General features: G+C 45.4%; 18 protein-coding genes. 14 read left to right on the forward strand and 4 right to left on the reverse strand.

Annotated features, from left to right (window positions below; genetic code table 11):
• Positions 1-148: 148 nt before the first annotated feature.
• Positions 149-1,120, forward strand: a complete 972-nt coding sequence (locus tag PTQ21_RS19170) for an MBL fold metallo-hydrolase (RefSeq protein ID WP_274566749.1) — start codon at positions 149-151, stop codon at positions 1,118-1,120.
• 64 nt (positions 1,121-1,184) lie between these two features.
• Here PTQ21_RS19170 and PTQ21_RS19175 read toward each other — a convergent pair whose 3' ends face one another.
• Positions 1,185-1,766 (reverse strand): LysE family transporter, encoded by a 582-nt coding sequence (locus PTQ21_RS19175; protein WP_063563562.1) that lies wholly within the window; start codon positions 1,764-1,766, stop codon positions 1,185-1,187.
• Between the two features lie 134 nt (positions 1,767-1,900).
• Here PTQ21_RS19175 and PTQ21_RS19180 point away from each other — a divergent pair, with 134 nt between their 5' ends.
• The 5 genes from PTQ21_RS19180 to PTQ21_RS19200 all read left to right on the forward strand — a co-directional run bounded on the left by PTQ21_RS19180 (position 1,901) and on the right by PTQ21_RS19200 (position 6,422).
• On the forward strand, positions 1,901-2,455 hold the full coding sequence (locus tag PTQ21_RS19180; protein WP_063563563.1) for a helix-turn-helix domain-containing protein: 555 nt from the start codon (positions 1,901-1,903) through the stop codon (positions 2,453-2,455).
• A 90-nt stretch (positions 2,456-2,545) separates the two neighbouring features.
• Positions 2,546-3,223, forward strand: a complete 678-nt coding sequence (locus PTQ21_RS19185; RefSeq protein WP_274566750.1) for a response regulator transcription factor — start codon at positions 2,546-2,548, stop codon at positions 3,221-3,223.
• On the forward strand, positions 3,220-4,311 hold the full coding sequence (locus PTQ21_RS19190) for a sensor histidine kinase (protein ID WP_274566751.1): 1,092 nt from the start codon (positions 3,220-3,222) through the stop codon (positions 4,309-4,311). Before PTQ21_RS19185 ends, PTQ21_RS19190 begins: the two co-directional genes overlap by 4 nt.
• Positions 4,312-4,541: 230 nt before the next feature.
• Positions 4,542-5,699, forward strand: a complete 1,158-nt coding sequence (locus PTQ21_RS19195; RefSeq protein ID WP_063563565.1) for an FAD-dependent oxidoreductase — start codon at positions 4,542-4,544, stop codon at positions 5,697-5,699.
• A gap of 15 nt (positions 5,700-5,714) precedes the next feature.
• Positions 5,715-6,422: an MBL fold metallo-hydrolase gene (locus PTQ21_RS19200; RefSeq protein WP_072732679.1), complete on the forward strand. Its 708-nt coding sequence runs from the start codon at positions 5,715-5,717 to the stop codon at positions 6,420-6,422.
• 102 nt (positions 6,423-6,524) lie between these two features.
• On the opposite strand, the gene PTQ21_RS19205 is transcribed toward PTQ21_RS19200, so the two are convergent.
• Positions 6,525-8,939: an arabinan endo-1,5-alpha-L-arabinosidase AbnB gene (locus tag PTQ21_RS19205; protein ID WP_274566753.1), complete on the reverse strand. Its 2,415-nt coding sequence runs from the start codon at positions 8,937-8,939 to the stop codon at positions 6,525-6,527.
• Between the two features lie 387 nt (positions 8,940-9,326).
• Here PTQ21_RS19205 and PTQ21_RS19210 point away from each other — a divergent pair, with 387 nt between their 5' ends.
• From PTQ21_RS19210 to PTQ21_RS19235, 6 genes are all read left to right on the forward strand, one after another.
• Positions 9,327-13,178 (forward strand): alpha-L-arabinofuranosidase C-terminal domain-containing protein, encoded by a 3,852-nt coding sequence (locus PTQ21_RS19210; protein ID WP_274566755.1) that lies wholly within the window; start codon positions 9,327-9,329, stop codon positions 13,176-13,178.
• A 167-nt stretch (positions 13,179-13,345) separates the two neighbouring features.
• Positions 13,346-14,251 carry an ABC transporter permease gene (locus PTQ21_RS19215; RefSeq protein ID WP_064638694.1) on the forward strand — a complete coding sequence of 302 codons (906 nt, stop codon included), beginning with the start codon at positions 13,346-13,348 and terminating at the stop codon, positions 14,249-14,251.
• Between the two features lie 15 nt (positions 14,252-14,266).
• Positions 14,267-15,157, forward strand: coding sequence for a carbohydrate ABC transporter permease (locus tag PTQ21_RS19220; protein WP_063563570.1), 891 nt, complete (start codon positions 14,267-14,269; stop codon positions 15,155-15,157).
• 75 nt (positions 15,158-15,232) lie between these two features.
• On the forward strand, positions 15,233-16,984 hold the full coding sequence (locus PTQ21_RS19225) for a sensor histidine kinase (RefSeq protein ID WP_274566757.1): 1,752 nt from the start codon (positions 15,233-15,235) through the stop codon (positions 16,982-16,984).
• A 4-nt stretch (positions 16,985-16,988) separates the two neighbouring features.
• Positions 16,989-18,647 carry a response regulator transcription factor gene (locus tag PTQ21_RS19230; protein ID WP_274566758.1) on the forward strand — a complete coding sequence of 553 codons (1,659 nt, stop codon included), beginning with the start codon at positions 16,989-16,991 and terminating at the stop codon, positions 18,645-18,647.
• A 118-nt stretch (positions 18,648-18,765) separates the two neighbouring features.
• A complete protein-coding gene (locus PTQ21_RS19235; protein ID WP_072732684.1) occupies positions 18,766-20,409 on the forward strand; it encodes an extracellular solute-binding protein in 1,644 nt (547 codons plus the stop codon).
• Between the two features lie 71 nt (positions 20,410-20,480).
• Here the strand turns inward: PTQ21_RS19235 and PTQ21_RS19240 are convergent, their stop codons facing one another.
• Positions 20,481-22,091: a response regulator gene (locus tag PTQ21_RS19240; RefSeq protein WP_090949646.1), complete on the reverse strand. Its 1,611-nt coding sequence runs from the start codon at positions 22,089-22,091 to the stop codon at positions 20,481-20,483.
• Positions 22,072-23,823: a sensor histidine kinase gene (locus PTQ21_RS19245; protein ID WP_064638688.1), complete on the reverse strand. Its 1,752-nt coding sequence runs from the start codon at positions 23,821-23,823 to the stop codon at positions 22,072-22,074. Before PTQ21_RS19245 ends, PTQ21_RS19240 begins: the two co-directional genes overlap by 20 nt.
• 335 nt (positions 23,824-24,158) lie before the next feature.
• Here PTQ21_RS19245 and PTQ21_RS19250 point away from each other — a divergent pair, with 335 nt between their 5' ends.
• Together PTQ21_RS19250 and PTQ21_RS19255 are read left to right on the forward strand one after the other, a co-directional pair.
• The gene (locus PTQ21_RS19250; protein ID WP_063563576.1) at positions 24,159-25,082 is read left to right on the forward strand and encodes an ABC transporter permease; all 924 of its coding nucleotides are present in this window, start codon (positions 24,159-24,161) and stop codon (positions 25,080-25,082) included.
• A 40-nt stretch (positions 25,083-25,122) separates the two neighbouring features.
• The gene (locus PTQ21_RS19255; protein ID WP_063563637.1) at positions 25,123-26,019 is read left to right on the forward strand and encodes a carbohydrate ABC transporter permease; all 897 of its coding nucleotides are present in this window, start codon (positions 25,123-25,125) and stop codon (positions 26,017-26,019) included.
• Positions 26,020-26,054: the final 35 nt, after the last annotated feature.

Below are 26,054 nucleotides of genomic sequence, written 5' to 3' on the forward strand. Positions count from 1 at the left end.
GTTAATTGAAATATTACATTCAGATAACCGAAGGCGAATTGATTATAAACGAGCAATGATTTAATATAAAGGCTAATATTGCTCCTGTTTTACTCAAGATTGAATGATCGCTCGAATGATTGATTATAGAGAACAGAAGGTATGAATAATGACAAAATACGAAAATCAGGTTCCGACATCCGCAGGTATGAGCTTCAGCTCCCTCGTGAGCATGTTGAAAGATTCCATGCGGAAAAGTATAGAGCGAAGACCTGCGGGTAACATTCCCGTAGAAAAATATGAACCAGCGGAATCGTTAAATGTATCCGATCATCCGCAGGTAACATGGTTCGGTCATTCGGCTTTTTTGCTTGAGATCGAAGGACACAGATTGCTCTTTGATCCAATGCTGGGCAACCGTCCATCTCCTGTATCTTGGGCGGGTACGAAACGATACAGCACTAACCTGCCAATTCAACCCGAGGACTTTCCAGCTTTGGATGCGATCATTATATCGCATGACCATTATGATCATCTGGACTATTCCTCTATCCGCAGATTGAAAAATAAAACACAGCGGTTTATCGTCCCACTCGGCGTGCGTCGAAGACTAATTCAACTGGGTGTGCCCTCGGAACAGATTACCGAGCATAAGTGGTGGGATGAGCTATCCTTCAAAGGTCTGACATTAGCCTGCACGCCGGCGCGGCATTTCTCGGGCAGAGGGTTGTTGGACCGCAATTCGACACTGTGGTGTTCGTGGGTTATTGCTGGACAAGAAACGAAGGTTTTCTTTAGCGGCGACAGCGGATACGGTCCTCATTTTAAGGAAATCGGCAGTAAGTATGGACCCTTTGACCTGACCCTGATGGAATGCGGACAATATGATGAGCGTTGGTCCAACATTCATATGATGCCGGAAGAAACGGTACAGGCTCATTTGGATGTAAGAGGAGGGCTGCTCATCCCGATTCATTGGGCCGCATTTACGTTGGCCTATCATGCCTGGAACGAGCCGATTGAACGGATCACCAAGGCTGCACATGCCCTGAATGTCACCATTGCAACACCCAAAATCGGTGAGAAGGTTGTGCTGCATACGGGAGCTTACCCAAGCCAACCGTGGTGGAGATCAAACTGAGGTAATTTGAAATAAACATAAAAGCGTCCAGCCATTCGATGGGAGGACGCTTTTTCTCTTGCATTTATTTTAAAATCGATAGGGCGCTATAGATGAGCAAAACACCCATTAGAATATTAAAAGGACGTTCATATTTCAATAAAAAGCTCTGAAATAACATACCGCATAACCCCCAAGTCATATTGGCACTAATGCCAATGATGGTTAGAAGTAACGAAAATACGATCATATGAACATGAGAGTCTCCGAGAGGCATAACAAATACCGAGATGGCCGTAAGACCATACAGAATGACTTTAGGGTTTATGAATTGCAGGGTGAAGCCAAAGAGAAACGTAAAACGATTCACCTTTGGATCTTTGGCATTTGCAGGTTTACTTCGCATGATTTTGATCGCCAAATAGATCATGTATACACACCCCAATATGTTCAGGGCCGGTTTGATCCTAGGGATGTATTGATGCAGAATAAGGTTGAAATAACTAGACAGGAACATAATAAGCAGGCAGCCAGCTGCTACGCCGGCAATAAACGGAATAATTTTTTTGAATCCTTCGTTTCTTGCGTGAGTCATGGCGATGATGTTATTGGGACCCGGTGTGAATGAAGCAACGATTGCGTAAGTCAGTAACGGAATGATATTCATAAGTCCTCCACATTTCATTCTTGTTGTATGTTATATTTAACTGAAACGTGCGATATAACGTACGTTCTTTATAATTGTACAATATGTACGCTATATAGCACAATATAATCTTTTAAAACAGAGGTGACAGTATATTGAAAAACATTAATGTTGTTCTGGCTCAGAATTTGAAGCAGCTCAGGGAACAAAGAAAGCTTAGTTTGGACAAGGTTGCTGAGATGTCTGGAATTAGCAAGACGATGCTGGGTCAGATAGAACGTGGTGAATCCAACCCTACAATAGCGACGGTATGGAAAATTGCGAATGGCCTGAAAATTTCGTTCACTGCCTTAATCCACGAGCCAAAGTCGGACACTACAGTTGTAACGGGCAGTGATATTCAAGCATTGATGGAGGATGAGGGAAAGATTCGGATATATCCCCATTTTCCCTTCGAAGAGGGGCGCCGTTTTGAAATGTACATGATGGAAATGGATGAAGAGTCTTCTTTGAATGCTGAACCACATATAGAAGGAGCAGAGGAATTTATTACAGTTTTTGAAGGGGAAGTTACGATTCGGGTTGGTGCAGAGGATTATACGGTAAAACAAGGGGAGTCGATCCGTTTTCGCGCGGACAAACCCCATGGCTATAAAAATTCGGGTGCCTCTGCGAATAAATTAAGCATGGTCATCCATTATTCAAAATGAGATGGTCATACGAATAGATTCTACGCTATTTATATTTTGTTTAAATTCGTGTCGTACGATCTTCCTGAATGAGTGAAAGGGGGTCCGGTAATGAATCAAATTCTAATTGTCGATGATGATGTTTTTATCCGCGAACTTGTAAGTACGATCCTGAAACAGGAGGGATTTCTTACAATTGAAGCGGTTGATGGACATGATGCGCTGCAAAAAGTAGCAGAAGTGAATCCAAGCCTTTGCATTATAGATATTATGATGCCAAATATGGACGGTTTTGAATTGTGTCGCGAGCTTCGGCGCTATCATGAGGATATTCCGATTTTAATGCTAACTGCGAAGGAGGATATCACTCAAAAAGTCAAAGGATTTGAAATGGGTACGGATGATTACCTCACCAAACCGTTTGAACCTGCTGAACTGATAGCCCGTACGAAGGCATTGCTGAAGCGTTATAAAATAAATGCCTCCCAATCGGTTACCGTTGGACGAATCACGCTAGACAGAAGCAGTTATGCTGTCATTATGGAGGGGAATAATCATACGATTCCTATGAAAGAGTTTGAATTGTTATTTAAGCTTGCGGGTAATGCCAATAAAACACTCTCCCGTAATCAGTTGATTGAGGATTTATGGGGGTATGATTTTGAAGGAAATGAACGCACACTGGATGTACATATCAATCGGTTGAGAGAACGTTATCAACCGGAGACGGCAGGTTTCAAGATTACAACCATTCGAGGATTGGGTTATCGATTGGAGGAGACACCTTGAAGAAAGAAGGGGCTTTCAATCGAGCGGAGATGGATATGTTTATAAGGCGAACGATTTTCTTCCTGGTGCTCTTCTGTGTATCTCTATGTGTTGGATATGTGCTAATGCAGTGGATCTATAAGGTGACTGGGAATCCCCCGGAACTGATTGCCCATCTTCTTACTGCGATTGTTGGCTTGGCTCTTATGCCGTTGGTAGGTTACGTGTGGGCATGGATCCGTGGCGAAGAACGGAAGGATCGCAGATTCATTTTCAATAAACAACGTACAGAATTGCTTGAAGCGATGAGCAGGATTGCCAAGGGAGATTTCAATGTATCTGTGAAGATGGAGGTCGAACAGGGCCCGTATCAGGAGGTGGTGGACAGCGTAAATACCATGGCTAGAGAACTTGGCTCGGTGGAAAAGATGCGCCAGGATTTTATATCCAATGTATCTCATGAGATCCAGTCCCCGCTCGCTTCCATCAGTGGGTATGCCTCGTTGCTGAAAAATAAAAGTGTGAATCAAGAGCAAATCGTGTTATATGCAGATATTATTGAAACGGAGAGTAAGCGATTATCCAAGCTGAGTGGTAATTTGTTGCGTCTTTCCGCATTGGAGTCCGATTATACTTCCATGGAGAAGAAAGCTTATCGTTTGGACAGACAACTTGAGAACATCCTTCTTATGCTGGAACCCCAATGGGCTGAAAAACAAATTCAATTGGATGTATCTATGCCTGTGACCACGATTATAGGGAACGAGGATTTGCTAAGTCAGGTGTGGATCAATCTGCTGCACAATGCAATCAAATTCACACCTGAAGAGGGGACCATTGGGGTAACGCTTGATTGTCATCAAGATGAGGTTGTATGTACGATTACGGACAATGGCGTGGGCATCTCACCAGAAGATCAGCTGCACATTTTTGAACGGTTTTTCAAGGCGGATAAAGCTCGAACCCGTTCCCTGGGAGGCAATGGACTTGGGCTGTCTCTTGTCCAAAAAATTGTGAAGATGCATGGCGGACAAGTTACTGCCAAAAGTGAGCTGGGACAGGGATCGGAATTTGTTGTGAGTTTACCCCTGATCACTGAAAAATCCTGAAATTAGATTGAATGTGTGGAATATGGGATCGGATTTAGTGGAGCATCAGTCGTTTAACGACTGGTGCTTTTTTGGTTTTTCGTCAGATCTTCAGATGTGAAACATTCTGACGAGAAGATGAATATGCTGATTTCTTTATCCATTTAAATTCCGTTTAACTTCAAGCGCTAAGATAAGTTTGTGAACAGGAAACAACATGAAATTAAATAATAAATCTAGGAGTGATTGCTATGAGTAATCAACATAAACGTATCGCTATTATTGGAGCGGGTCCTGGCGGACTCACTTTGGCAAGAATTTTGCAGCAGGCTGGTTACAGTCCTGTCGTGTATGAAAGTGATCCATATCCTGCATTTCGCGAACAAGGAGGTACACTTGATTTGGATCAGGAGAGCGGTCAAAAAGCATTACAGATGGCCGGACTACTCGATCAGTTCCATGCCATTTGCCGTTTTGAAGGACAGGCATTAAAACTTTCGAATAAAAGAGGAAACATTCTGCTTGATGCCCAGGGAGACCTTGATCCTACAGAACATGACCGTCCTGAAATTGACCGTTCCGTGCTGCGGACGATGCTGCTTGACTCGCTGCAGCCGAATTCCATTCAATGGGGGTATAAATTGTTGAAGGCTGTACCGCTTGATCAGGGAAAACATGAACTGCGGTTTGAAAATGGGTTTACCGAAACCGTTGATCTGGTCATTGCAGCAGATGGTGCTTTTTCCAAAGTTCGTCCATTGGTCAGTGATGCAACCGCAGAATATTCGGGTGTGAGCATGATTGAACTTAACATCCTGAATGCCGCAGCCCAGTTTCCCGAACTTGCAGCATTTAATGGGATGGGAAGTATGTATGCCTTGGGCGATCACAAAGGAATTATGGCACAGCTGAATGGTGACAAACGGATTCGGGTTTACCTGGGTTTCCAGGTGGAACGAGATTGGCTGGAACAGAGCAATATTCCTTTTGAGAACTTGGAAGAAGCGAAGAAAGAGATATTGCCGTTATTTGAAGATTGGGACGAACAACTGAAGAGTTATATCCGATGTGCTAACGGGGCAATCACACCCAGACGAATATATATGCTGCCTGTCCCTCACCAGTGGGAACATAAATCTGGCGTTACACTGATAGGCGATGCCGCCCACCTGATGTCTCCCTTTGCGGGAGCAGGGGCCAATCTGGCGATGCTGGATGCTGCCGAGCTTGCCAATTCCATTATAAATCATGCTGATCTTGACAAAGCCGTGCAGGAATATGAAACCAAGATGTTTGAGTACGCGGCGGAAACGGCAACCGTTACCCAGTCCAACATGGAATTGTTTTTCTCGGACAATGCCATTGAAGCATTATGTGAACTAATGAATGAACTCACAATCCAAGCGTAAAAGGAGATCATAAAAATGAAAAAATCAGGTGTAATTTCTCTCGAACTCGGTATTGAGCTTCCGCAAGGCATGTGGACATTCACGCCTTCGCTGTTATATTCGGAAGATGAATTAATTCTTGTGGACACAGGCGTGGCGGGAATGGTGCAAGAAGTATCCTCCAAGTTGAAGGAAGCTGGATATTCCATTGAACAGTTAACAGGTATTCTGCTCACGCATCAGGACCCGGATCATATTGGCAATCTAACCGAAATCATCAAGACCTATCCGGGTAAAAAGGTGTATGCACATGCTGCTGATCGTCCTTATATCGATGGAGAGCTTCCCCTTCTAAAACAAATGCCTCCAACAGTGCAGCTCAAAACGGCCCATTTCCCTTTAGTGTCTGGAGCTGTCGTTACAGATACTGTTGAAGATGGCGACGAATTGGCATTCGGTGGCGGAGTCATTGTTATTGAGACGCCAGGACATACACCTGGGCATATCAGTTTGTACCAACCTGCTTCCAAAACATTAATTGCTGGTGATGCCATGTTAATTCGCGGGGGACAACTGCAAGGACCTAACCCCGTGCAGACACCGGATTTGAAGCAAGCTTACGAATCGCTAAGCAAATTTGCTGCATATGACATCGAAAAAATCCTCTGTTATCACGGTGGTTGGTATGAAGGGAATGTAAACGAACGAATTGCGGAAATTGCAGCAGCCGGACCACAGGAATAAATACAGAAGATTTAAATGATAATACCAATAAAACAGCCTGAGAAATCGGCTGCTTTATTGGTATTTGTTTTATAGATCCAACACCTCCGGCAGGTATCCTGATTAAGGCTTTTCTTTTGCCTGACGCTGAATTTCTGTAGAGGTTAACGCTTTATCATATACTTTTACGTTATCCATTGAGCCTTTATAGAAAGGATCAGCTGTATAGCGGCTTTTGCCCAAATAAGCTTCCGTTACTTGCAGATCCTTCGGGTTAAACGTGATTTCCGTGCTGCTTGCTACGGATTTTCCATTCACATACAGAGTGGCGGTATCTCCCTGAAGGGTAACAGCGACATGCACCCATTGATTGGAGGGCAGCGGTTCAGCAGCAATCAGGCTCTGATCCCGTCCCTGATCATGAATGGTGAATTGCAGAGCTCCAGTATGCTGGGCGGGAGTAAGGAACATATGTCTGTTCAGGCCATTTCCAAAGTCGAAAATTCGCTGCCAATCTCCACCACCGCTCCAGTTGACCCATGCACTAAAGGTGAAATCCGTCGTATCGGTAATGATACCAGGCAGCTGGATGTAGCTGTCGGTTCCATTAAAAGCAGCAGCCTGATTCTTGCTGCTAATAGCAGAAGTCGCCACATTAAAGGCTTGGCCATGGTATTCATTTTTGCTGAAATCCTGTGCGATTTTTGCAAGTTTCTTTTGTTCAAACGTATATTCTCCAAGCAAAGGACTAACCGCTTGCTGTGGAATGATAACGTTAAACGTTTTGGAGCTTACCGCACTACCTTTGCGAATCGTTGCCGTTAATGCCACCTTGGCATCTCCCTTACCAGTGCGAGGACGATTCACTACTCCGGTAGCGGACAGCGCAGAGGTGTTGGAAGATTTCCACGTAATCTCTGCATCACGAGTTCCCTTGGTCGGGAGGGACAGGTTGAAGAATATGTTCCCTGTGTCGCCGATACTCAGATCCTTTTTCACCGCATTAACAATATCCTGATCCTTCAGTGCAGCCATCTGACTTCCCCAGATTGCCACGCCCGAGGAGGAGAGAGCGCTAAAGGTCAGAACCGTCTTTTGGGAATCTGGCTCCCATTCATGAGTGAAGACTCCTTTATACAGAACATTATTCGATGTGATTTGCACCTGATTGTCTTCTTTAAGACTCCAAGTTCCCGTCACCGCACCACTAATCTGCCCATCTGCTGTGAACTGAACGGTCTGTGAAGATTTGATCTCGGCCGTGATTTCCTTTCCGTGATTCACCCATTTGTACTGACCAGCAATATCCTGGGTTTTCAATGCGGCAGTATCCTCTTCTAAGCCCGCATAGCGATAGGGAGAAACAACAGGCCATCCTTCCGAGTTCATATGCATCTCATGGACGCGGACTTCATGCTCTTCGCCGCGTCCTGGAAAGCGGGAATGGAAGATCAGAAATTGTTTTCCCGTTTCAGCGTCAACATAAGCGGAGTTATGTCCTGGTGATACATAGCCGATACCTTGACCTGTGCCGGGGTCACCGATCTGTCTTTGAAACAGGAAGTTTCCTAGTAATTTGACGCCAAAAGGCTCGATCGAACGGTCGTCAAACAAGGGTTTGTCCTTGTCCGCCTTGACGTTGATCATATCGTTTCCTTCAGCATCGAGGAAAGGGCCGTCCGGTGTTTTGGAGCGAGCTACGCGAATGTTATATCCTCCGTCAGCACCCAATCCGCCATAGGACAGATACAGATAATAATAGTCGGTTTCGGGATTATAGAGCATATAAGGTGCTTCAATTCGGCTGTGATTGCCTCCGGTCAGTTTTTTGCCATACCCCTGATTAGGGAGAGGTTTCCCCGTTGTTTCGTCCATCTCCAGAATGAAAATCCCTCCGGAATAGGAACCGTATACCATCCAGAGCTTGCCGTTTTTATCGAAAAATACATCAGGGTCGACCACATTCGGATGTATGGTTGCATCGTATATGGTGCCATCCTCACTAATCTCATCCCACATGCCGGATTTGAGCAGAATACCCTGATCCTTATAAGGGCCCTCAATGTTATCTGCCACAGCAACACCTAACGCAGAGCGGGGAGAGTCCCCTTTGCACGCATTGTAGTACATATAAAATTTTCCATCCGCCAACTGGATGACGTCTGCTGCCCATAATGTATCGGTCTGCGCCCATTGTAGGGCTTCAGCGAATTCCTTGGTTACATTAGGGACAACAGGGTTGTCATCCGTAACCCCGGAGGCGACCGAATCCCAATTCATCAAATCTTTGGACTTTGCCACTTGAAGATGTGAACCAAAAATATAAAAGGTATCACCCACCTTAATAACGGAAGGGTCATGAACGGAAACATTCCTGAATGCTGGAACCGCATTCTCAATGGATGTGGAAACTTGCGGGTTGGAACGGATTGCCCCCGGACTATCCGCGAATACGGAGACAGGAGCCAAAGCTGTTGTCGTAAGTAATGCAGAGCTCAGTAAAGAAATGTTAAGTACGCTTACCCAATAACGTTTCATACGTTTCCCCTTTCCAATACCTGAAATGAAAAATCACCCTATTCATTGCCGCAAACGTTATTTGCTCTGACAGCCCTCCTTTTGGTTCTCATAAATTATCAAGCGCTTTCATTTGCTATATTATCAATCAATTTATATATTTGTAAACTATAAATATCAGGGTTAGGGTGACTTTAGGATGGAGAGGGAGATAAGCAAAAGGTCGATGTATTCGAAATAATTCCTATGATATAACGGATTTTTTGTAATTTTGGGATTGAAATCTTTACTCGGAATAAGATACTATACGATTAGATCATGTGTTTATATATTTATCAATCAATTTATATTTATACGAATTAAAGAAAGCTTATCTACGATAATTTACGCTACATAGGAGGAATGAACATGAATACATTTCATAATCAACTAATTGCACACTACAAGTTTGAAGATGCAGCCGACATTGGCAAGGATAGTTCAGGAAATGGGCACGTTGGAGGCGCCGCAGGAGAGAAAATACCCGACATTTCCGAAGTGAATGGCAGATGGGCGGTTACTTTTACTGGAGGATCGAACGGAACATCCTATATGGAATTGCCTTCGAATTTGCTGCAAAATGTAAGCGACAACACTGGAGTAACTGTTGCAGCATGGGTCCATTTAGGCAAGGGATCGAACGTGTGGGAGCGGATTTTCGACTTCGGCAAAGGAGAACAGGGCCCCTATTTATTTCTGACTCGTCAGATGCGAGGCACGTTATATGCAGGCGATGATCTGGTTGTAGACCCGGGACGTGGATTTGCCAGTGGGGAATGGATGCATGTTGCTTTGTCAGTAGCAGGTAGTCAGGGCGGCACACGCAGCAGTGCGGGTCCGGTTGTATATGTGAATGGAGAGAAAGTAGCGGATGGCTCCATCAGTCAGACGTCTAGTGGCAACTATGCCAAGCTGCGCAGATGGTTTGATTCGTTCGTGGATCCTGCGAATTATAGCCGCAATTATATTGGACGTTCTCAGTACGTGGCAGATGTGGATTTTGCAGGCTCACTGTCTGATTTTCGGATTTATCAGGCGGCTCTGTCCATGGATGAAGTGATCGAAGTCATGTGCGAGTCCCTGACGGATGAAGAGATTGTGAAGCTGGCAGGAGATAAATATTTGTCTGCTCCAGCCCGGATTATTACCAAAGACGTGTCATTGCCTGTAGATTTGCTGGGGGGCAAGGTAAACGTTCAATGGAAATCAAGTCAGCCAGAAGTTCTGTCAGCGAATGGACAAGTTCAACCCCTGAGCTCAGCACAGGAGATTCGTTTGAACGCACTTTTAACCAAAGGTGGAAATACGCTGAACAAAAGTTTTGATGTGTCCGTTGTGCCAGAACATCTTCCGCCTTATACCGTTACAATCCATGGGGACCAGCATGTGGCGGATATTAGTGAAGTGATGTACGGCCTGTTCTACGAGGATATCAACAATGCAGCAGATGGGGGAATCTATGCGGAGTTAGTTCAGAACCGTTCGTTCGAATCCTTTGCATTCGATACGTACTCGCATGACTCTGGCGAATGTGGTTGTTCGACAGGCCGGAACCGTGATCCTTTGTTTGCCTGGTCAGGGGATACCGAGAAAATGATCGTACAGCATACCGATGGAATAAACACTCATCTTAACGTAGAAGACCCGGAAGTGAACGCTTATTATGTAACGGTTCAGACGGGTGCGACCATTCGAAATCGCGGATTCTCCGATTCCAATGAGCATTGTGCCATGTCCATCAAGAAAGGAGAGGCATATGATTTTACCGTCTGGGCCAAGGCAGTATCCGCAGGAACGATTACGGTTCAATTGCAGGACGGGAACGGTGATGCCATCAGCGATTCTGTTACCCTGCAAGTTGAGGGCGGTAACACATGGAAGAAGTACGGGATCACCTATTCCGATACCCGTGTCCTTGTGGCTAATGCCGAATTCAGCGGTCATGCAAGTGGCAGCCATGTATTGACTCACTCCAGCTCTCCCAACATCACCCATTCAAACGTGACCTTGACCGGAACGGAGACCGCGCTTGGGCAATTGGTACTTTCCTTTGAAGGAGACATTTCCATAGACATGGTGTCGTTGATTCCGCAGGATGTATGGGGAGCCGATCCGAAAGAGCAGGGAGTATCCGCTTCAGCACATGCCAACTACACCGGGAATCCGAACTATCGGCTTAGGAAAGATCTGGTTCAAGCCCTTGTTGATCTGCATCCAAAGTTTCTGCGTTTTCCAGGTGGATGCATTTCCGAAGGTTCGTTCATTTGGGACAATGTGTATGACTGGAAGGATTCGGTGGGAGCGGTAGAGCTTCGCAAAGAGAACTATAACGTCTGGGGTTACATGATGACGATGGGTCTAGGTTATATGGAGTATTTCCAACTGGCAGAAGATTTGAATGCTGCTCCGGTTCCGGTTATGGCCTGTGGTGTTCTGTGCCAGGCTCGATCGGATTACGCACATCCGGCGGGTGGCGCTTTGAGGGATTACTATATCCGAAACTTTACAGACCTGATCGATTTCGCGCTCAGCACGGATATTGAACATAATGAATGGGCTGCCATTCGAAGCAGCATGGGACATCCTGAACCATTCGATCTACGTTATCTTGGCGTAGGTAATGAGAACTGGGGAACCGAATTTTTTGCCAACTTTGAAGTATTCAAGACGTCAATTGATGAGTATATGAAACGTAATTATCCTGATCATGAGCTTCATATCATTTCGACAGTCGGCGCCCAGGCGGACGATGATGCGTACCAACAGGGCTGGAAATTCCTGAGCGGCAATCTGACCGGATCAGCTCAGGTTGCTTTTGCAGATGGCAAAGAGGTCATCGAGGAGACGGTCACTTGGTATGAGAACCAGGACAACTATATGGATACCATTGCGGATGAGCACTACTATCGCTCCAATGACTATTTGCTGAACAACGTGGATCGGTACAACTATTATGAGCGGGCTTATCATGAAGACGGCAGTATGGATTGGACAGAGACATCCAAGGTATTTGTGGGAGAATATGCATCCACGGACAAAAATACACTGGCAGGTGCGATCGCAGAAGCTGCAGTCATGACCGGTTTTGAAAATAATGCGGACGTTGTTCGTCTGGCTGCCTATGCGCCGCTGTTCAACAAAGTACTGACGGATGGCACTTACCGCTGGACGCCGGACTGCATCTGGTTTGATGATGAAACGGTGTGGTATACACCGAATTATTATGTGCAGCAGCTTTTTGCCAAGTATGTGGGTGAGCAGGTGCTGGGCACTTCATTTACAACGTACAGCAAGGGTCAACCGATGGAACTCATTCCACGTGGCGGCATCGAGATTGCGACAGGCAATGCCGATATTGTGGTGAAACGGATTACGGTCACATCGAACCAGGATGGCAGCGTGCTGTTTACAGAAGATTTCAGGGAGCGGACAGCTCTGAATGAGGCATGGAATTCGATTCCGGGATCGGCAGGATACACGCTGGAGAAGGAAAAAGGACTGATTTTGAAAGCCCAGTCAAGCGGACTGAATGGATTATTCCTTCTGAACGATGAATGGTCGAATTATAAAGTGGAAGTCGAGGCTCAGCGTATAGCGGGTGAGGATGGCTTCACCATCGGTGTTGGATTGACGGATATATCACCTGAGAAAAAGGATGTCATCGAATACGCAATCGGATATGGCGGCAATGCAACGGGAGTCAAAGTATATAAACAAGGTGTAGAAGGCTACACTCTGGGTGATTATTCTTCCAGTTCAGCGGCGGGGAATCTCCGGGCAGCCAACTATGAACCGCTGGCGAACGATACGAATTATACGATTACTGTCGATTATGGTGGCGATACAGGGAAGAATCTGATCTGCTCTTATACCGATGGTCACACGACCAACAGAATTCTGGATTACAAGCTGGAAGCGTACAACCGGGATGTATTCCATTCTGTTACGAGAGATGCGCAGCATGTGTATGTGAAGCTGGTGAACGCAGATGGGGTGGACAAAGCAACCCAAATTCACCTTCAAAATCTAAACGTTACCTCTGTTGCGAAATGGATAACACTTGGCGGAGATGAAGAATTGCTACATGTTCCTAATGTGAACCAGAAAAATGATGAGAAAATTGTTCCACAAGAACAAGTGATTCATCTGCAGGAGGATTCGGTTGTTTTGCAGCTTCCTGCTCATTCGGTCAATGTATTGGTTATGGATGTCCAGAAATAATAAGTTTTAATATTTCAATAGTAACCTGATGCAGCCTTAGAACCGCGATACTCGCGGTTTTTTGGTGTTCCGGGAAGAGAGTCAACAAAAGATACCTAAAGTAAATAGCCTACACTATTGCCGATTCCTGACGGATTCTATAATGAATTTGAAGGAGGAGACAGCTCATGCGTTCCAACTACAGACAATTTATACGAAACGTTCCGCTTCATCTCATGATATTGCCTGGATTGATCATTATTATTGTATTCGGTTACATTCCGATGGCGGGACTCTCCATTGCCTTTCAGAATTTCTCTCCCATTGCCGGATTCAAAAATATGAACTGGGTCGGCCTGGACAATTTCAGGTATCTATTCGATCTGCCGGGGTTCGGTCAGGTCGTATGGAATACGGTATTTATTTCCGCGATGAAAATTGTGTCCGGTTTGGTCATTCCCGTACTTGTGGCCTTGCTGCTGAATGAGGTGCGCAAAACAGGTTTTAAACGAACAATTCAGACGGTCATCTATATGCCGCATTTCTTTTCCTGGGTTATATTGGCCGGTATCATTGTAGACGTATTGTCCCCTAGTACAGGAATTGTAAATATGCTGCTTAAGGCGATAGGGGTTGAACCTGTTCAATTCCTGGCCAGTAACGAATGGTTTCCTTACATACTCGTCATTACGGACCAATGGAAAGAATTCGGATTTGGCACGATTATATATTTGGCCGCACTGACAAACATTGATAAATCCCTGTACGAAGCATCTGTCATGGATGGAGCAGGAAGATGGAAGCAGACCTGGCATATTACGCTGCCTGGCATTCGTCCCATCGTGATTCTAATGGTTACACTGAGTCTGGGTAACGTGCTTAACGGTGGTTTTGACCAAGTGTTCAACCTCTACAATCCACTGGTCTATGAATCCGGAGACATTCTGGATACGATGATCTATCGGATCGGTCTGCAAGATGCGCAGTATTCGGTATCAACCGCATTGGGTCTCATTAAGTCAGTCGTTTCGTTTATCTTTATCGGGCTTGGTTATTTCCTAGCCTATCGATTAGCCAATTATCGGATTTTCTAGAAAGGAGGCAAGAACATGCATCACGCTTCAAGAGCCTACCGTTGGTTTCTGGGAATCAATTATGTCATCCTGACCCTTCTTGCCTTGCTATGTCTGTTTCCTATTGTGAATATTCTGGCAATTTCGTTTAGTTCAAGTGATGCAGTCAAGGCGGGGAGTGTCACATTCTGGCCGGTGGACTTCACCTTCTCCTCGTATAAATACATTCTCGAAAATCAGCAGTTTCTAAATTCATTCGGTACAAGTCTTCTCCGTGTGGTACTCGGAGTTGCGACCAACCTGATTTTCACGATTCTTGTAGCCTATCCGCTCTCCAAAGAGGCAGCAAAGTTTCGTTCCAGAACGTTCTATGCGTGGGTTTTTGTCTTTACCATGCTATTCAGTGGAGGATTAATCCCGGGTTATCTGATCGTCAAGGAAGCAGGCCTTTTGGATTCCATCTGGGCTCTGATATTACCGGGAGCGGTTCCGATCTTTAATGTATTGCTTATGCTGAATTTCTTCCGGGGTTTGCCGAAGGAGCTGGAAGAGGCGGCTTGGATGGATGGCGCAGGCCATTTCCGTACGCTATGGAGCATTTACCTTCCCATTTCATTGCCCAGTATCGCAACCATTACATTGTTTGCCATGGTGGGACACTGGAACGCCTGGTTTGATGGCATGATTTATATGAAAAGTCCGGAAGGTTATCCGCTAGCCACGTATTTGCAATCGATGCTTCAGCAAGTGACGATGATTCAAAGTGAGATGATGACCCTTGAAGATGCAACACTATTAAGTCAGGTGTCGGATAGAACGACCCAGGCATCTCAAATCTTTTTGTCTGTTATACCCATTCTGCTCGTGTATCCGTTCCTGCAAAGGTATTTCGTTCATGGACTTGTTGTCGGTAGTGTAAAGGGATAAGATCGATGGAGGAAAACCAATGGGAGGAGCCGATTTCCGGCTCCTTTTTGCCGTTGAGGAGAGGAGTGAAGTGAAATGAGATTCGCGGTGGGCACCTGGAAAAATGCATCCATCGTCGTCAAACTGATGATTGCTTTTGTGCTCGTCATCCTGCCCCTATATGGGATCAGCATTATGATCACGCATACCAGCTCCAAGCAAATGCAGACGGAAGTGGAGAAGGCGCATGAATCAAAGCTTTATTTTTACCACAATCATCTGCAATTCGAACTGGAGCGAATGAGCGGGCTTGTTACCGAATTTTCGTTTGATGAAACGATGTCCACCCTAAGTACACGAGCTGCGATTATGAGTAGATATGAGGTGACTTCCAGTCTCAATAATATCCACAACAAGCTGGGGCAGATCATGGTGACGAGTCCCTATATCAGCGATGTTGTGTATTACGTTCCGGCTCTGCATAAACGAGTAAGCGCGGTGGACGGAATTCGCAATGTAGAGGATACAGAATGGAAGGATCTGCTGGAAACTATGGGAAATCTGAATGGTGAGTTGTCTTATTCGGATAACAATCTTTATTTTCTCAAAAGCAATCCGTATAACATGAATCATGAAGAACCACCCAATTTTATATTAGGCATACGCTTGTCTGCAGAAGAACTGAAGCACAGATTACAGCAGCTCGCGGAAACAGGAGGCAGTGATATTACGCTGAGCTTCGGAGAGAAGCACAATGTCGCCATTTCCTCTTCAGACGAACCTACGTCGGCGGCATTATTGCAACGGGTATCACCGGTATCACCTGTATCCATGCAAGTGACGAGATTTCAATCCGATCCATATCTGTATTATTCGCTTTATGATCCCGATCACTCGTTCACGCTGACAGCCAGTATCCCTAATGATGTGCTCCAAGCTCCGCTGGAACAATACAACCTATGGCTGTGGACGTTGACGCTTATTTCAATTGTTATCATTATGATCTTCTCCTTTTCGATCTACAGGTCAATTCACAAGCCGTTATCTGTGCTCATTCGCGGGTTCAGAATGGCGGAGCAGGGCCAGACAAATATTCATATTCCGCAATCCAGACGCGATGAATTCGGTTATTTATACTCTCGCTTCAACCACATGATAGAGCGCTTACATATTTTGATTGATGAAAATTATGTTGCCCGGATTCGAACCAGCGAGGCAGAACTCAAACATTTGCAGTCCCAGATTCAGCCTCACTTTCTATATAACAGTCTGTTCAGCATCAAGCAAATGGCCGAGGTCGAGAATGTTGAATTAATTCAGGAATTCACCGACTATTTGGGTCAATATTTCAGGTATATGTCCAGGGATTCTCATTCCGAGGTATCGCTCGGTGAAGAGGTGGACCATGCCTTGGTCTATGCTTCTATTCAGAAAATTCGATTTGGCTCAAGAGTCCAACTGCAATTGGAGGAACTAAGTAGGGAGTATCGAGACATCGCCATTCCTCGAGTCATCATTCAGCCGATTGTGGAGAACGTTTTCGAGCATGCCCTTGCCAAGCGCAGTCAGGGAGGAATTCTGAAATTATCCTATCAAGTGGACCATCACAAATTGTCCATTCGGATAGAAGATGATGGTGATCAATTAAAGGATGAAATCCTGAGCAGCCTGCAAGCATCCTTTCAGGAATCTGCGAACCCGAGACATGGGGATGAAGAGATTACGGGACTAATGAATGTGAATCAACGTTTACGGATCAAGTTCGGGACGGGCTATGGTCTTTGTGCGCAGCGTAGTGAGTTGGGCGGTTTATGCATGATTTTAAATATTCCATGGAGACGGGAGTAATCGTATGCAGCGCATGTTAATTGTCGATGATGAACCGGTTATTTTGGATGGTCTTTATGCGTTCTTTCAAAAAGCGGATTTTCAGGATATGGAGATCATTAAGGCATACTCTGCCTTTGAAGCAATCGAGTGGTTGAATTTTGTCAAAATTGATATCGTGCTCAGCGACATCTGTATGCCAGGCATGGATGGCATGGAACTGATCGAGAAGATTATGGATCGCTGGCCACGATGCAAAGTGCTATTGCTGACAGGTCATAACGAATTTGATTATGCACACCAAGCAATACGTAACCCTTGTGTTGTGGATTACCTGTTAAAGACAGAGGGCATGAGTCATATTCGCGCAGCGGTAGAGCGGGCGTTAACACAAATATCGGAGGAAAATGATTTCCGTTACCAGCATGCCTGGTTCCGCAGCAAGCTGCCCAGAGCGCTGCCGCAGCTACAGAGACAGTTACTGCTGGATCTCCTAAAACGAACGGAAAGACATGATACCGCCTCGCTTCAGGAAGAGTTGGATGCGGTCCAGTTACCTTTCATGTCCAACGAGCCTGTAATTCCGGTCATTATACGGGTTGAGGAGTGGAACAACTATCAATCCCAGGCGGACCGAAGTTTAATTCGCTATGCGGTTGCCAACGTTGCGGAGGAGCTGCTTCAGGATAAGGCCAAGGTCAAGGCTATTGATCTGGATTATCAGGTGATCGCCTGCTTTGTTCAGCCAAAGGTGGAGCCATCGAGCTTCCATACAGGACAGCAGGAGAAGTGGGAACAGACACTACGTTTCGTCTATGGAACGCTGGAGTCTGTGCAGCAATCCTGTGCGGATTGTCTGAATCTGTCCGTCTCCATTATGGTGAGCGAACAGGCGGTGGAGTGGATGGAGTTAAGTCAGGCGATTGCACAGCTGCGCCTGTCGATCCATGAGGGCCCTGGACTTGGGATGGAGAAGCTTCTTCGGGTCAAAGTGCAGCATGATTCGCCATACACCCCCAATATTTTGAATCAGCAGAGTGTTGCAGCTCTTCATCTGGATCAGATCAGGCAGCGGGTTACAACAGGAGACAGGGAGTGGATGGAGTCGTTTCACAAATGGACAGAGGCTTCAAAAGAAGGACTTCAGGACCCCTTCTTTCGAATGAAGATCTATTCAGGAGCAGGTAATGGACTGATCGAGCTTCTTCATGAACTGGGCTTGTACGAATCAGCGATGGAGGAAATTGCGTTATCTCGTATGCTTTATTTTGACATCCATACGCCTTGGTCTGATCTGGTGGTTTTCTATCAATCGGCATATGAATGGATTATCTCCAAAAGAAGTGTTACACGTATCCATGATCAGTCGCAGATTCTAATTGCGATTCATCATTATATCAAGCACCATCTGGAGGATGACCTATCGCTAACCCGAATTGCACAGGAGGTTTCCCTTAATCCGTCATATCTGTCCCGTTGGTACAAGCGCATAACAGGCAAAGGCATATCCGACTATATCCATGACCGGCGCATTGAGCGCAGCAAGGAATTACTTCTCGGCTCCACCTGCAAAATGCATGAAATATCCGCTAAGGTCGGATTTAGTGATCAGCATTATTTTTATCGTTTCTTCAAAAAGGCCACCGGCTGCACGCCGCAGGAATATCGGGATCAAAAAAGTTAGATCAAGTCTGAAATGGTAAATCAAAGATACCAGATGTCAACGGGGTACACTCGAAGTGATAGCGCTTTCTTTATACAATAAAATTATACCTCACGGGGGAATAAAAAGGGGGATTCGCATGAACATGTCATTAAAGAAATTCTCATTGTTAACGTTAACCATGGTTCTGGCAACCACGCTTGCAGCCTGTTCATCGGGTACGGGTAGTGCTGAGAATGAAGCGCAACCGAACAAACAGCAGGATGCGGGAGGCCCGCTTACGAAATATGATCCACCCATCAAATTAACATCAACTATGAATGAAACAGGGAAAGAAACGCTCGCCGAAGGCGATACACACGCCAATAACATATGGACCAGAGGATACAAGGACGAGCTTGGGATCGATGTCACCTATGACTGGATTGTCCCAGATGCCAATTACAACGACAAAATGAACGTCACCCTGGCGAGTGGCGATTTGCCAGATGTTTTGAAAGTAAGTGCTGTGCAGTTTGAGCAGCTGCATGAAGCTGGGATGCTGGAAGATTTGACTGAGGTCTATGATAAGTATGCATCCGATCTGGTCAAGGAATTTATGTCTGCTGAGGATGGAGCAGGCTTGAAACCGGTAACCAAGGATGGGAAAATTTACGCGATGGTGAGTTTCCCAGGCTCACTTGATTCCTCAGATATGGTCTGGATTCGTCAGGACTGGCTGAAGAAAGTGGGACTGGAAGCGCCAAAGTCTATGCAGGATATCATTAAGATTGCGGAAGCCTTTACCTTTGAAGATCCGGACGGAAATGGTAAAGATGATACCTACGGTATTGCATTAAACAAGGATTTGCCAATCAACAGCTTCCTGCTCGGTTATCATGGTTATCTTGAAACCTGGATCAAGGACGCATCGGGTCAGGTCGTGAATGGTACCGTTCAGCCTGAAGTGAAGGAAGGATTGCGAGAACTGCAAAATCTGTACCAGAAGGGCGTTATTGATCCTGAGTTTGGAGTGAAGGACTTTGCAAAAATGATGGAGGATGTCAACGGGGGTAAGTCAGGCATATTCTTCCTGCCACAATGGGCACCATTTCAAGTCAGCAGCATGATCAAAAAGGATAAGAACGTGGACTGGCTGCCTTATCCGGTTCAATCTATTGATGATCAGCCTGCCAAAACGCAGAACCACCTCAGCTTGGGCGGTATATTCGCCGTTCGTAAAGGCTATGAGCACCCGGAAGCCTTAATCAAGCTGCTGAATTTCCAAGCAGAGAAAATGTTCGGTGAGTCGGCCAAGGAAGAGCGTGCTGCGTATTTGAACGGGGTAACCGGACTCGGTTTTCAGAATGCGACCGTATCCAATCTGCCTGCTAACAAAAACGTAAAAGCACAAGATGAAGTCGAGCAGGCGCTCAAAACGGGAGATACTTCCGGATTAGAGCTCGAAGCAAAGCTGTTCTACGATGATATTATGGATTACCGCAATGGAAATCTGGATAAGTGGCATATGGAACGTATTTTTGGACCGGAAAGCTCGCAGGGCGTCATTAAATATTATCGGGATAACGATCTCATTGTCATGAATGAATTTATCTACGCCCCGACGAGAACCATGAACACCAAACAGGCAACCTTGGATAAACTGCGAGCTGAGACGTTTCTGAAAATCATCTACGGCAACCTGTCTATTGACGAGTTCGATAAATTTGTTGCAAATTGGAAAAAGCTTGGCGGAGACCAGATCACTCAGGAAGTGAATGAAGTCATTAATGCGAATAAATAAGGCATAGCAAAACAGCAAATGCCACTCTGCGTGCGATACGCAGGGTGGCATTTTGTATTACAGGAGAAAGGTCATCCTGTTTCATGAGAGTTTTCTTTCTGCTTTTTGCGATATTCATTGGGGCTGCAGCCCATCTCTTGCTTAAACAGTTTGGTGAAGTGAGAGTAGTTGGTATAACCGACATTTCCAGCAATGGTATGCACCGATTGTGCGGTGGTCTCCAGCAAATGTCGGGCCGCCACAAGACGAGTATGGATGACATAATGGCCCAGTGAAATGCCCATTTCTTTCTTGAACAGTCTTGCTAGATAATCTGGATTAAGATAGACCATCTCCCCCAGGTTATTCCTCGTTAGATCTTCTCCATAGTGAGTGCGTATATAATGGGTAATCTCATGTACAACCGACTTGGGCTGCTCGGCAACATTCAGATATTCCGCAGCCGTATTCACCAGGTAAGCGATATAGGATTGCATGTCTTCAATAGAATGCAGAGATTGCATGAACAACTGATCATTCGTTTTGCCCATATACAGCTTGTGCACTTCGATCTCCTTACTCTTCAATTGGGCATACACAAGTTGCACCAGATCAAGACGCAACAGACTTAGAACAGCGGTGCCTACCACCTCTTCACGGACAAGTTGATGCATATAACGCCCCGTTTCATCCAGAAACGCCTGGAAGCGATTTTCATTCAACAATTTCTCCAGCAATCCCAGATCAGGCGGTGTGTAATTCAATTCAGGTCTATTATAGTTTTCCAGTAAAAAGGTTTGGTTGCGGTGTTTGATTCGTTCTTCATTCATAAGCAACAACTCGTTGATGGTATGACGAATCTGACCCAGTGGCAGAGAGAACCCGATACTACAGCAGACATCCGACTTCAGGTAATTATTAACCTCCGGGATAAACGAACCGCACATGGATTCGATCAGCTGTGCATCCGGCGCTCTGTTCCATTTTAGAATAATCATCCAGTTATGATCCTTGATCTCGGTAATGGCTTCAATGGAGAAGAGAGTGTCCTGAAACCGTTCAACCATCACATTCAAACAAGCGTAATCGAACAGGTTCTTGTCGGTCTTGCCCAGCGTATGATCATACGGAAACAGGTTAACCAGGATAGGCAGAAACAGATCTGTTGTTTCATAAGGCAGGTTTTGTTCTGTCAAAAAGGCAGAGACGTCGGCAGGGCCGGAAGGAAAGGCTTTACCAGAGATCAGCCTGCGCCAGCTATCCTCAATCAGTTTGCTCCGATTTTTCTGCCACAGTTCACCCTCATGAATGGCTTTCTCAATGAACTGCTGGTCTCGGGCTTTGGCAACCGCCTTTTGAATAATAAGCGTTAACTTGTCAAACTCAATAGGCTTCAGAAAATAATCAAAGCTTTGCAGCTCAATTGCTTTCTGGGCATAATTGAAATCGGCATAGTTGGTCAGAAATATCGTCTGTACATTATGCGATTCGTCCCGGACCCATGCGAGTAATTCCAGCCCGCTGCCCTGGGGCATCTCAATATCACATATGAGAATTTGAACAGGATGATTTTGCAAAACCTCCTTGGCCTGCGCAATATTGTAGGCTGTGAATATCGTATGAATCCCCAAGGCCTTCCAATCGATTTTCTTTTCCAAAGCCATAACTACAAAATAATCATCATCAACCAGCAATGCATTCATGGTTTGTCACCTCTCCCGAAGTATCTGAATTCAGTATCATTTTAGGCAAGGAAAGCGTGATCAGGGCGCCACTTGCATCGTTTGCAAAGGTAATATTCGCTTCATCCCGATATAACAACTCCAAACGTTGTATGGTATTCATAATGCCAATCCGGTTACCACCGGTTTGTTCCAGCGCTTCTCCACGCATCAGTGCGTCAAGAACATCCGGGCTGAATCCTGGACCTGTATCCGAAATCCGGATCAGCACATGATCGCCATTTTCCTGTCGTTGTTCCGTTACGGATAAAGTAATGCATAATTCCCGATCTCGGGAGACCCCATATTTGACGGCATTCTCGATGAATGTCTGAATGACGAGTGGTGGCACAGCGATGCCCGTGATCACATCTGGATGTTCAATGCGGTAGGAAAAAGCATCGCGGTAACGCGACTTCTGGATATCCAGAAATGTCCTCACATGTTCAATCTCATCCTTCAGAAGAACGAAATTCTCCCCACTTTGAAAGATATATCGGAAATATCGGGACGTAGCTAGGGCCATACTCTCAATTTCCTCGTACATCTGCATCTGTGCCATACTGTACATGCTCGTCAGACAGTTCAGGAAGAAATGGGGCTTAATCTGCAATTTCATATAATCCAATCGTATTTTCTGTTTCTCTAATTCCTGCTCGTAGCGATCGATCTTGAACCGTTTAATCTGGGCTACCAGTTCTTTAAACTGTGCATTGACCTGCTCCAGTTCCATAATCCGACTGCTCTTGAAGTCTGTCGCTTCGTCCCCTTCGTTAATACGCGCCAAATTTTTGGAGAATCGCTGAATGGGAACAAGCAGATTTCTCCTGAAAAACATGATGATTGCACTTAATGTGGAGGTAACAATCAGAAAAAGCAGCATAATGAGCAGCTGAGCTACCATAATTTTCTCGAATGCACCAAACTTGATGGCCATGCGCACGCTGAATGCCGCATTGGAGAAGTCGCTGCTGACAATATTATGAGACTGGAACAGATCGAGAAATGAATGTCTCACTTCTGGTATGTGATCCCCGCCGGCAGGTCCAGAAAGTTGCACTCCATTCTCGTCTACCAGAGAGGCGTATCCGTTGGCCCCCAGATTAATCTGCTGGAGAGGGGCGATCAGTTCATCTGCGGATATCAAGGCAATAAGATAACGGTTGTAGTACGGCACAATATTGATAAGATAAGAAGTGCCGTTCACGTGAATTGGTGTCCAATGGGAATAGAACTTCTCATACACACCTTTATCACGGGTTAGCGTAATGATCTGCTTCTTCACTTCTGAATAATCCGAATAGGAGATGCTTATTGGAGCGCAGTTGAGGAAATATTCACTATTCTCCAAGTAATAAAAGAAATTGTACGACTGCCCGTAGTTTCGCTGTAGTTCGGCAAAGAGCAAATGTAATTTCTCGTTGGCCTTTAGGAACGGAATACTGTTCACGCCATATGTATTCATGTTGTCGAGATTCTCGTCATTGGCCAGTGTCCACCCCATGAAATGATTAATGTACGCAAAATCGTGATTAATGCGATTGATATACAGATCGGCTGCATCCTGCAAGTATTGGGTGGATTGCTGTTTGACCATGGATATGGAAGCAATGCTGATCACAAGATCCAAGATGAGCACGACAAAGGAAATGACGAACATCATGCGGATATAATGCCGAATGGGGTAGGGTTTGATGGTGTTCAGGTTTGCCATGGAACAATGCACCACTTTCTTGATTGCTTGGTTATGAATACGCTTTAATATCTCAGGAATAGTATAAAACCTTTATTTGAAAAAAACATAAAGATTTGCATCTTTTGATTCAGAAGTCCGGATTACACACACGAAAGTCTGGATAACGATATGATTTTTGCTTGTAAGCATCTTGGTTACTTGTAAAGTTCATGGATGGAACCATAGAAGTCCGAATAACGTCCTTAGCGGTCCGGTAAACCCAATGTGAAGCAGTTTATACTGAAGCTATTCCAGAGATGACAGGTCCTACGGGAGAGCAGCATCAGTATATTTACAGGAGGGAAGGAAGAACCATGAGGACCAATCCACTTTATATTGGAAGAACGTTGGAGAGAATCAGGCGAAACTGGGGCCTTTACGTTTTGCTTTTTCCAGCGGTTCTGTTGACACTTTTATTTGCCTACAAGCCGATGTACGGCGTATTAATCGCTTTTAAGGACTACAGTCCGGCGTTGGGAATCGGAGACAGCCCTTGGGCTGGATTCAAATACTTTGAGAAATTCTTTCATTCCTATCAATTTACCAATACGATACGTAACACACTTGTGATCAGTCTGTACAGCTTGGCTACTTTTCCGATCCCAATTATGCTTGCACTACTGGTGAACCAGATGAGAGCAGGAAGATTCAAGAGGCTTTTTCAGACAGTCTCCTATATGCCTCACTTTATTTCAACGGTAGTTATGGTTGGGTTGATGCTGATCCTGTTCTCGCCAAGTACAGGGCTCGTTGGCAATATGTATCAGCTGTTTGGAGCACAAGCACCGGACTTAATGGGTTCATCAGCTCTGTTCAGCAGTGTGTATGTATGGTCTGACGTGTGGCAGCATGTCGGTTGGGATAGCATTATCTATATTGCCGCGCTGTCTGCCGTAGACCCAAGCCTCTATGAAGCGGCCACGGTTGATGGGGCAAGTCGATGGCACAAGGTTCGTTATATTGATATTCCGATGCTGCTGCCGACTGCCATCACGCTGCTTATTCTGCGGGTAGGCGGATTACTGGGCGTAGGATTTGAGAAGGTGTATCTGATGCAGAATGACCTGAACATTCTCTCAAGTGAGATTCTGTCTACTTATGTATACAAAATCGGGTTACTGAGCAGCCAATACAGCTTCTCCTCAGCGATAAACCTGTTTAATACCGTCATTAATTTCATTTTGCTTATTCTGGTCAACCAGTTGTCCAAGAAATACAGTGAAAACAGTCTATGGTAGGGGGGAGACAAACAAGATGAGCGTTATGGAACCGGCAGCAATGACCAGAACTCCCCGTACAAAACGTCGACCACGTGTTACGGTTGCAGAAGTTGTACTGTATGCCTTTGCTGTTCTTTTTCTGATTGCTATCATTTATCCGATCTATTTTATTGTCATCGCCTCGTTCAGTGATCCTTCATCTGTGGCTAACGGACAGGTGTGGGTTTTCCCCAAAGGTTTCACGCTTGAAGGGTATAGGGAACTGCTGCGACACGAAAATATCTGGATCGGATATCGAAATACCATTCTGTATACGGTGGTGGGAACACTCTTCGGGCTTGTCGTTAATATTTCGGCGGCTTACGCATTATCGAGAAAAGATCTGGTCGGGCGCAAATTTTTCTCGCTGTTCTTTATCTTTACGATGTTCTTCAGCGGCGGCTTGATTCCAACCTTCCTGACGATCCGCGACTTCCATCTCTATAACACGTTCCTGGTGATGGTGCTTCCGTTCTCCGTCGTGGTTTTCGACATGATCGTCGCCCGGACATTTTTCCAGACCAGTATTCCGGGAGATTTATGGGAAGCTGCCCAGATCGATGGCTGTGGTAACCTGCGGTATTTTGTACTCATCGTATTACCGCTGTCCAAAGCAATTATCGCCGTCCTCGGACTATGGATTGCTGTAGGGTATTGGAATTCATATTTTAATGCCCTGATTTATCTAAAAGATCCGAATCTGTATCCGCTGCAACTAATTTTACGTAATATCCTCATCACGAATCAGATGCAGTCTGGCATGGGTACAGGAGAAGCAGCACAAGTTGCCCTGCGTCTTGCCAATTTGATGAGGTATTCCGTTATTATCATCGCTACAATTCCGATCATGTGTGTGTATCCGTTCATCCAAAAGTATTTCAATCAGGGGGTGATGATCGGCGCAGTGAAGGAATAAGGCGGGTTGAAATTCATTACGAATCAAGGGGGTTC

This window comes from Paenibacillus marchantiae (genome assembly GCF_028771845.1).
Taxonomy (GTDB): Bacteria; Bacillota; Bacilli; order Paenibacillales; family Paenibacillaceae; genus Paenibacillus; species Paenibacillus marchantiae.